Annotated in this window: 8 protein-coding genes; all 8 read right to left on the reverse strand. The window is 69.8% G+C overall.

All coding sequences use genetic code 11. The features are described 5' to 3' along the window. Nucleotides 1–26 precede the first annotated feature (26 nt). Genes G6048_RS29690 through G6048_RS29725 form a run of 8 tightly spaced genes read right to left on the reverse strand, consistent with a single transcriptional unit; the run spans nucleotide 27 to nucleotide 8784 of the window. Entirely contained in the window at nucleotides 27–965 is a 939-nt protein-coding gene (locus tag G6048_RS29690; RefSeq protein ID WP_165342678.1) for an aldo/keto reductase, read from the reverse strand. Continuing rightward, on the reverse strand, nucleotides 962–2422 hold the full coding sequence (locus G6048_RS29695) for an aldehyde dehydrogenase family protein (protein ID WP_165342679.1): 1461 nt from the start codon (nucleotides 2420–2422) through the stop codon (nucleotides 962–964). The genes G6048_RS29690 and G6048_RS29695 overlap by 4 nt, the downstream gene beginning before the upstream one ends. Then, complete coding sequence (locus tag G6048_RS29700; protein ID WP_165342680.1) at nucleotides 2419–3372, reverse strand: succinylglutamate desuccinylase/aspartoacylase family protein; 954 nt, start codon at nucleotides 3370–3372, stop codon at nucleotides 2419–2421. Before G6048_RS29700 ends, G6048_RS29695 begins: the two co-directional genes overlap by 4 nt. A 34-nt stretch (nucleotides 3373–3406) precedes the next feature. Beyond that, nucleotides 3407–4789 (reverse strand): aminotransferase class III-fold pyridoxal phosphate-dependent enzyme, encoded by a 1383-nt coding sequence (locus G6048_RS29705; protein ID WP_165342681.1) that lies wholly within the window; start codon nucleotides 4787–4789, stop codon nucleotides 3407–3409. Next, nucleotides 4786–5652, reverse strand: a complete 867-nt coding sequence (locus G6048_RS29710; RefSeq protein WP_165342682.1) for an ABC transporter permease — start codon at nucleotides 5650–5652, stop codon at nucleotides 4786–4788. The genes G6048_RS29705 and G6048_RS29710 overlap by 4 nt, the downstream gene beginning before the upstream one ends. Beyond that, nucleotides 5649–6539, reverse strand: coding sequence for an ABC transporter permease (locus G6048_RS29715; protein ID WP_165342683.1), 891 nt, complete (start codon nucleotides 6537–6539; stop codon nucleotides 5649–5651). Before G6048_RS29715 ends, G6048_RS29710 begins: the two co-directional genes overlap by 4 nt. Nucleotides 6540–6542: 3 nt before the next feature. Next, nucleotides 6543–7682: an ABC transporter ATP-binding protein gene (locus tag G6048_RS29720; RefSeq protein WP_165342684.1), complete on the reverse strand. Its 1140-nt coding sequence runs from the start codon at nucleotides 7680–7682 to the stop codon at nucleotides 6543–6545. After that, a complete protein-coding gene (locus G6048_RS29725; protein WP_165342685.1) occupies nucleotides 7675–8784 on the reverse strand; it encodes an ABC transporter substrate-binding protein in 1110 nt (369 codons plus the stop codon). Before G6048_RS29725 ends, G6048_RS29720 begins: the two co-directional genes overlap by 8 nt. Nucleotides 8785–8854 lie beyond the last annotated feature (70 nt).

Consider the following 8854-nt stretch of genomic DNA (forward strand, 5'->3'; position numbering starts at 1 on the left):
GCAGGTTGAGTAAGGGAGTTGGGGGGTCAGACGACTTGCTCGCCGGGGGTGACGATCGCGTCGAGTGCGGCCAGATCGGCCGCGTCGGGGATCCAGTCGGCCGCCGCCGCGTTGGCGGTGACCTGTTCGGGGGTCATGGCGCCGCAGATGACGGAGCCGACGGCGGGGAGCGCGGCCAGCGCGCCCACCGCGACCTGGAGAAGGGTGAGTCCTCGTTCGGCGCCGTACGCGGTGAGCGCCTCGGCCTTGTCGAGGGCCGCGTCGGTGAGCCAGCCCTGCCGCCAGGACAGCCGGCTGCCGGGCGGGGGCTGCTCGCCGCGCCGGTACTTGCCGCTGAGCAGGCCGTTGGCCAGCGGGTAGTACGGCAGCAGTCCGACGCCGTGGCGCAGGCAGGCGGGGATCAGGTCCTGCTCCACGCCTCGGTCGAGCAGGTGGTAGCGGGCCTGGGTGGAGACGAAGGCATCGCTCAGGTCCTCGGCCGGGAGGTTGGAGCAGCCGATGTACCCGATCTTGCCCTCGTCGACGAGTTCGCGCAGGGCGGCGATCGTCTCGTCGAGCGGGGTGACGCCGTCCGGCTCGTGGTACTGGTACAGGTCGATCCAGTCGGTGCCGAGCCGGCTCAGTGACGCCTCCACCGCGTGCCGGAGGTAGGCACGTGCCCCGCGCGGCCCGTACAGGTCCGCGTCCCTGCCCATCTCCATACCGAACTTGGTGGCCAGCACGACCTCGTCGCGGCGCCCCTTGAGGGCGGCGCCGAGGAGCCGTTCGCCGTCACCGCGCCCGGTGCCGCTCTCCCCGCGCCCGCCGTACATGTCGGCGGTGTCGAAGAGGGTGATCCCGGCGTCGAGGGCGGCGTGGACGACGGCCTTCGTGCCGTCCTCGTCGAGACGGGCGCCGAAGTTGTTGCCGCCCACCCCGACCACCGAGACGGCCGGGCCGCGTTCACCGAGCGTGCGGTATCTCATGACCGGTTCCCGAACCCGATGCAGACGTTCTTCGTCTGCAGGTAGCTGCCCAGGCCTTCGAGGCCCTTCTCCCGGCCCCAGCCGCTGTGCTTGTAGCCGCCGAAGGGGAGTTCCACGCCGGTGCCGACGCCGGTGGCGTTGACGTAGACCTGGCCGGCCCGGATGCCTTCGGCCAGGCGCATCGCCTTGTCGATGTCGCGCGTCCAGACGTACGAAGCCAGGCCATAAGGGCTGTCGTTGGCGATGTCCAGGGCCTCGTCGGCGTCGTCGAACTCGATGACGGTGATGACGGGGCCGAAGATCTCCTCGCGGGCGCACCGGGCGTCGTTGGTCACGCCGGTGAGGACGGTCGGCTCGACGTAGTAGCCGTCGGCCAGGGCCGGGTCGGACGGCGCACGGCCGCCGGCCCGTGCCACGGCGCCTTCCTCGCGGGCCAGGTCCACGTAGCCCAGCACCCGGTCGCGCTGCCGGGCGGCGACCAGCGGGCCGACGTCCGGGTCGCTGAGACCCGGACCGATACGCAGTGCGGCGGCGTGGGCGACGAGCTTTTCCAGGAACTCCTCGGCGCCGCGCTGGAGCAGCAGCCGGGTGCCGGCCGAGCAGGTCTGGCCGGCGTTGCCGAACGCCGAGGCGGCGACGGCAGTGAGGGCCAGGTCGAAGTCGGCGTCGGCGAAGACGACGACCGGCGACTTGCCGCCCAGCTCCGTGACGGAGGGCACCACGTTGGCGGCGGCGGCCTGGGCGACCTTGATGCCGGTGGGCACCGAACCGGTGAAGGTGACCTGGTTGATGTCCGGGTGGCCGGCGAGGGCCGCGCCGGTCTCGCCGTCACCCGGGACGACGTTCAGGACGCCCGGCGGAAGACCGCACTCGAGGGCGATCCTGCCGATCTCCAGCGGGGTGAGGGGCGCCTCCGGGGAGGGCTTGAGCACCACCGTGCAGCCCGCGGCCAGCGCGGGGGCGGAACCCCGCGCGGTGTTCTGCAGGGGGTAGTTGAAGGGGATGATCTGCCCGGAGACGCCGATCGGTTCACGAACTGTGTAGTCGATCAAGCCGGGGCCGAGAGGGACCGTGGTGCCGCCGAGCTTGTCGGCGACGCCCGCGTAGAACTCGAAGTAGCGGGCCGCGGCCTCGACATCGGCCTTCGCCTGGCGCAGTGGCTTGCCGACGTCCTGGCTCTCCAGGCGGGCCAGCCGTTCGCCCTGGTGGCGGATGGCCTCCGCGATCCGGTAAAGGATCCGGCCCCGGTCTGCGGCGCGCATCCCGGCCCACTCGGGAGAGGTGAAGGCCGCGCGTGCGGCGGCCACCGCCTGGTTGACGTCCGCCTCTCCGGCCAGCGCCACCTGGGCGATGGCCGTCCCGTCGGAGGGGTCGACGACCGTGAAGAAGCGGCCGTCGGCGGCGGGGACCTGCTTGCCGTCGATGAGCAGCTCGGTCAGCTGCAGTTCGCCGGTCATGGCCGGATCTCCCCGAGGACCTCGCCGAAGATGACGACCTCGTCGCCGGGGCGGACCGTGCGGATCCGGCGGACCCAGAGCACGATGCCGTCCTGCGGGGCGGTGACCTCTTCCAGGGTGTTGCCGTAGTGGTCGGTGATGGTGGCGATCAGGTCGCCTTCCTTGCAGTTCTCCCCCGGCTCGGCGCGAGCGACGAAGAAGCCGCCGGAGGCGGAGCGGGCGAAGGTGCCGGAGACGGTGGTGTAGGTGGCCCGCAGCTCAGCCTCGCCCTCGGTCATGCCCAGGCTGCGCAGGATGTTGCGGATCGAGTGCATGTGGTGCTCGACGTTGGTCTCGCGGTAGGTGGCGCCACCGCACTCGATGGTGATGGCGGGCTTGCCGGCTTCGAGAACGGGGTGGCGGACCGTGCCGCCCCACTTGCCGCCCTTCCACACCAGCTCGTGCCCGGCCGCCATCGCCAGGTCGGTGGCCAGGTCCTCGTAGCCGCCCTGGAGAATCACCAGCGGGGCGATCTCGCCGTAGGCGCCGCCGGTGTGCAGGTCGACCACGGCATCGACGGCCGGGATGACCTTCTCGACGAAGGTGGCGGCCAGCCGCTGGGAGTACGAGCCCTCCGCATCGCCGGGGAAGATGCGGTTGAGGTTGAGGTGGTCGATGCCGCTGGCGCGGGCGGCCGCCTCGAAGGCCGGGGTGTTCAGACAGGGAATGCCGACGACGGTGCCGCGCAGGCTGGCCGGGTCGATCTCGGCGAGCACGCGCCGGATGGCCTCCTGGCCGTCGTACTCGTCGCCGTGCACGCCCGCGTCCACACACAGGACCGGCCCGTCCTGGGAGCCGTTGACGACGATCAGCGGAATACCGAGCTCCACGCCGTAGCTGCTGGTGCCGACCGGGATCAGACCCTGGGCACGCTCGCCGGGGGCGACGGTCAGCGGACCGATGGAGTACATGTCGTTCCTTTCCAGAACGTGGATCAAATGCGGATCAGATGCGGGCGGACGCCTCGGCGAGGGTGCCCGCGAGAATGTCGGCGATACGGTCCAGCAGGGCACGGTCGCTGATCAGCGGGGGCGCGATCTGCACCAGCGGCGCGGACCGGTTGTAGACGCGGGCCAGCAGGCCGGCCTCACGCAGCCTGCGCGGGATGAGGTCGACGATCAGGCCGGCGCGGGCCAGGTCGCTGAAACCGCCGCCGTCGAGGTCGCCGACGAGTTCGCAGGAGTAGAAGAACCCGGTGCCGCGGACATCGCCGACGATCGGCAGGTCCGTGAGGGACGCCATGCGGTTCGCGAGGTGGTCCTGGAGGCCGCGGACGTGGTCCAGGACCCGGTCCCGCTCCATGATCTCCAGGTTGCGCAGGGCGATGGCCGCGCTCAGCGGGTGCCCGGCGAAGGTGTAGCCGTGGTTGAGGACCGCGCCGGGCCGGTTGATGACGTCAACTACGCGGTTGCTGACGAGAGTTGCTCCCATGGGGGCGTATCCGGCGGTGATGCCCTTGGCGACGGTGACGATGTCCGGGCGGGCGCCGTAGCGGTCGCCGCCGAACCACTCCCCCAGCCGGCCGAAGGCGGTGATGACCTCGTCGGCGACGAGCAGGAAGCCGTACCGGTCGGCCAGCGCCCGCAGACCCTGCCAGTACCCCTGGGGCGGGGTGATGCAGCCGCCGCGGTTCTGCACCGGCTCGGCGATGAGCATGGCGATCGTCTCCGGGCCCTCGGCCAGGATCGCGGCCTCCAGTTCGGCGAGCAGCCGGGCGGTGAACGTCTCGTCGTCGATGTACTCGGGGGCGAGGCCGAAGCGGTTGGTGTTCGACACGAACCGGGTGTCGATCGCCGGCGGACCGTACGGCTCCGCCAGGCCCGGGTCGTCGGTGAGCGACAGGGTGCCGATCGTCAGCCCGTGGTAGGCGCCGCGCCGGGCGATGGCCTTGGTACGGCCCGGCTCGCCGCGCAGTGCGTGATAACGGCGGGCGATCTTCCAGGCGGTCTCGACGGCTTCGGCGCCGCCGCTCGAGAAGAAGGTGTGCTCGATGTCCACGGGGGCGATCCGGGACAGCCGTTCGGCGAGTTCGATCGCCGTCGGGTGCGCGGAGCCGGTCCACAGCGGGCTGTAGCACAGCTCGCCCAGTTGCCGTTCGGCGGCCTCGGCGAACTCGGGGCCGTAGGAGTAGCCGAGCTGGCAGCAGTACAGCCCCGACAGGCCGTCGATGTAGCGCCTGCCGTCCGCGTCGTCGACGTACGGACCCTCTCCCCTCTGGACGACGAGGAGGTTCTCGCCCTCGGGGCCGAGCGAACCGTTGGCGGTCATGTTCAGCAGCAGGTGCCGCTGAGCGGTGGCGGCGGTCAGCTGAGCGGTGGCGGTGGTCATACGGTCTCGCCTCCGGGGTTGGCGACCCCTGCCGTGTTCTCGACCGAGAGCAGGGAGCCCTGCCGTCCGGAGCCGAGCCAGCGCACCAGGGCCACCAGGCCGAGGGCGAGGATCGCGAAGGCGATGAGTATCGCGCTGATCGCGGTCACGCTGGGGTCGATTTCGAAGGTGAGGGAGTTGTAGACCTGCACCGGCAGGGTGACGGTGTCGACCGAGGACAGGAACTGGGAGATGTAGAACTCGTCGAAGCTGGTGATGAAGGAGAAGATCGCCGCGGCGATCATCCCCGGCGCGGCCAGGGGGAAGGTGATCCGCCGGGCGATCGTCAGACGGCCCGCGCCCATGCTGGCGGCGGCGTCCTCCAGCCGCTCGTCGATCCCGCGCAGGGTGGCGATCAGGATCAGTACCGCGATCGGTGCGGCCAGCACGGTGTGGCCGAGAGCGATGGCGATCGGGCTGCCCAGCATCGCGGCGGGCTCGAAGAGCAGGAACAGGCCCAGTGCGGTGACGATCTGGGGGATGACCAGCGGTCCGAGGACCAGGGCGAAGACCGCAGAGCGCAGCGGGAGTTCGCTGCGGACCAGGGCGGTCGCCGCGGTCACCCCGATGATCAGGGAGAACACGGTGCTCAGGGCGGCGACCAGGGCACTCAGGGAGAGCGCGGCCGGCCACTTGCTGCCGTCGGCGAACAGTGCCTTGTACCAGTTGAGCGTCCAGGTGTCGGGCGGGAACGCGGCGAAGGCGTTGTCGCTGAAGGAGGTGACGAGGATGACGACGATCGGCAGCGCCAGGAACAGCAGGATCATGGTGGCGACGGCGGTCAGGACGATCCGCCCGGCCAGGGTGCTGCGCAGCTCCATCATGACGCGCTCCTCTTCCTACGGCTGGCGCCCAGCGAGGTGACGAGCTTGACCAGCAGCAGTCCGGCGAAGGTGATCAGCAGCAGGATGACGCCCTGAGCAGCCGCCCCGTTCCACTGGTTCTCTTTCATCACCTGCTGGTTGATGAGCGTGGCGATCATCGTCTGGTTGGGGCCGCCCATCAGGGCGGGGGTGATGTAGTAGCCCAGCGAGAGGATGAAGCTGAGCAGTCCGGCGCTGGCCAGGCCGGGGGCGACCAGCGGCAGGTAGATGCGGCGGAAGATGGTCACGCGTCCGGCGCCCATGCTGGCCGCGGCGGCGAGCAGCCGCCGGTCGACGCCGCGCATCACGCCGTACAGCAGCAGCACGGTGTACGGGAGCATCATGGAGGTGGTGCCGATGACCACGCCCAGCTCGTTGTACAGCAGCTGGAACGGCGCCCCCGGTGCCCACGCCATGGTCTCGTTCACCAGGCCCTTGTCGCCGAGCATGATGATCCAGCCGTAGGTGCGCACCAGGGCGCTGATGAAGTGCGGGACGACCACGATCAGCATGGCCACTCCGGCCCACAGGGGCTTGAGCCGGGAGATCGCGTTCGCCAGGACGAAGCCGAAGACCAGGCTCAGCACGGCCGTCTCCGCGGAGATCCGCAGCGTGGTGAACAGGACGGAAAGGTTGACGCCTGTGAGTGCGTCGGCGTACCAGTGCAACGTCAGTGCGCCGTCGGTGTCCTTGAGGCTGAGGAAGAGGGTGCTGAAGATCGGGTAGACGAACAGCACCAGCAGGTAGACGACGACCGGCAGCGCGTACAGGATCCCGACCCGGGTCCGGCGCGAAGCCAGGAGCTTGCGGGGAGGGGCGGGGGCGGTGGCGGTGAGGGTGGCGGCCATGGCTCACCCGTCCTGTTCGGTGGGGAAGAGGTTGACGTCCTCGGGGTCGGCGCTGATGCCGACGCGTTCGCCGGTGACCGGTCCGCGGCCGGCGGGTACTTCCAGGCGCAGCAGCGGCGCGTCGCCGCCGTCGATGCGCACGCCGGCGCGGACCAGGGTGCCCACGTACGTGGCAACCTCCACCGTGCCGGTACAGAAACCGTCGTCGGGGGCACAGGCCCGCAGCCGGCCCGGCTGGACGGCGGCCTTGACCGCCGTGCCGGAGGCCAGGTCGTGGCGGCGGGCCTTGAGCAGGCCGCCGGATCCGTCGAGACGGACCAGGGTGTGCTCGTCGGTGTGCTGCTCGATGCGGCCGGGCAGGAAGTTGGCCGCGCCCAGGAAGTCCGCGACGAACGGGGTCTTCGGGCGTTCGAACAGCTCCCGGGGGGTGTCGAACTGCTCGATCAGACCGTTGCGCATCACCGCGATGCGGTCCGAGAGGACCAGTGCTTCTTCCTGATCGTGCGTCACATAGATGACGGTCAGGCCGAGTTCCTGCTGGATGGTCTTGATCTCGACCTGCAGCTGGTCACGGAGTTTCTTGTCCAGCGCGCCCAGCGGCTCGTCCATGAGGATGACCGGCGGGCGGTAGACGAGCGCCCGGCACAGGGCGACACGCTGCTGCTGACCGCCGGACAGCTCGCGCGGCTTGCGGCCGCCGAACCCGGACAGGCCCGCGATCTCCAGCGTCTCCCCGACCCGCTTGCGGATCTCGTTCTTCGGCACTCCGCGCAGGGTGAGCGGGAAGGCGACGTTCTCCTGCACCGTCATGTGCGGGAAGAGCAGGTACTGCTGGAAGACGAACCCCAGGTTCCGTTTCTGCGGCGCGAGCCGGGTCACGTCCCGGTCCCCGACGGTGATGGTGCCGGAGTCCGGTTCGCAGAACCCGGCGATCATCATCAGCGTCGTGGTCTTGCCCGACCCCGAGGCACCAAGGAAGGTGACGAACTCCCCCGCGGCGATCTCCATGGACGCCTCGTCGACGGCGACGACATCCCCGTACGTCTTGCGCAGGGCCACTACCGACAGCGCTTTGCCGGTCGTCGTGGCCGACGTGGCGCCGGCCGTCTTGACAGAAGGAGTAACTACACCGTGTTCAGCCACGAGCCCACTCCAACCAGCGCTTGGTGACGGCCGATTCGTTCTTCAGCCACCAGTCGATGTCCGTGTCGAAACCCTCGTCGTAGTACTTGGGCGCACCGGCCAGCGCGTTGCGCTCGTCCTCGGTGAGCTTGGCGTAGGCCAGCGGGGAGGACGGGTTCGACGGGAAGGCCTTGGCCAGGGCCGCCTGGATCTCGGCGCGCAGCGCGAAGTCCATCAGCTGGTAGGCGCCGTCCACGTTGGCCGCGCCCTTGGCGATGGCGTAGCCCTGGAACTGGCGGCGCATCCCCTTGAGCTGCCTCTCGACCGGGACACCCTGCTTCTGGAGATCGGCGATCCGGCCGTCCCACACGGTGGTCATCGTCACCTCTTCGCGGCTGAGGAGCACGCCGGGCAGCGGGCCGCTGTCCCAGAACTTCTTGATGTCGCCCCGCAGTCGGCTCAGCACCTTGAAGGCGCGGTCCACATCGAGCGGGTACAGCTTGTCCATCGGCACACCGTCGGCCAGCAGCGCGAACTCCAGCTCCGGCAGGTCACCGTCCGGGCTGACCATCGAGCGGCCGCCCTTGAACCCCTTGGTGTCCCAGAAATCCGCCCACGACTCGGGCTTCTTCCCGCCGAAGGCGTCGGTGCGGTACGCGATGCACTGACCGTAGAAACTGTTGCCGATCGCATGCTCGGTGATCTGGTTCTCGGGGATCTTCGCGCTCTTCACGCTCTTGACCCGGTCCACGTCCAGCGACTCCAGGGCATCCTGCTTCACATACTTGAGGTGAGACATCATCGAGTTGTTGATGAGGTCGCACTGCGGACGGCCCTGCTCGATCTGCGCCAGCAGCGGGGCATCGTCCACGTTCAGTACCTTCACGGCGATCCCGGTCTCCTGCGTGAACGGCGTATAGATCGCCTTCTGCAGAGCCGCGCCGAAGGAACCGCCACTGTCGCGGACGATCACCGTCTTGCCGCCCTTCCCACCGCTGCCGGTGGAAGCGCTGCGGCTGGTGCCGGTACCGCAGCCGCTGAGGGCGGTCGCGGCGGCGACACCCGCCGTGACCCCGCCTATTCCTCGCAGGAACAGTCTGCGGTCTATTCGGGCATCTTTCATCGTGTGCCTCCTGGTGGTGCTGGCCGCGCGAAGGGCAGCGGCTGGGGACGGGGGAAGGGGGGCTTGCAGG

Source organism: Streptomyces ureilyticus, assembly GCF_011045025.1.
Taxonomy (GTDB): domain Bacteria; phylum Actinomycetota; class Actinomycetes; order Streptomycetales; family Streptomycetaceae; genus Streptomyces; species Streptomyces ureilyticus.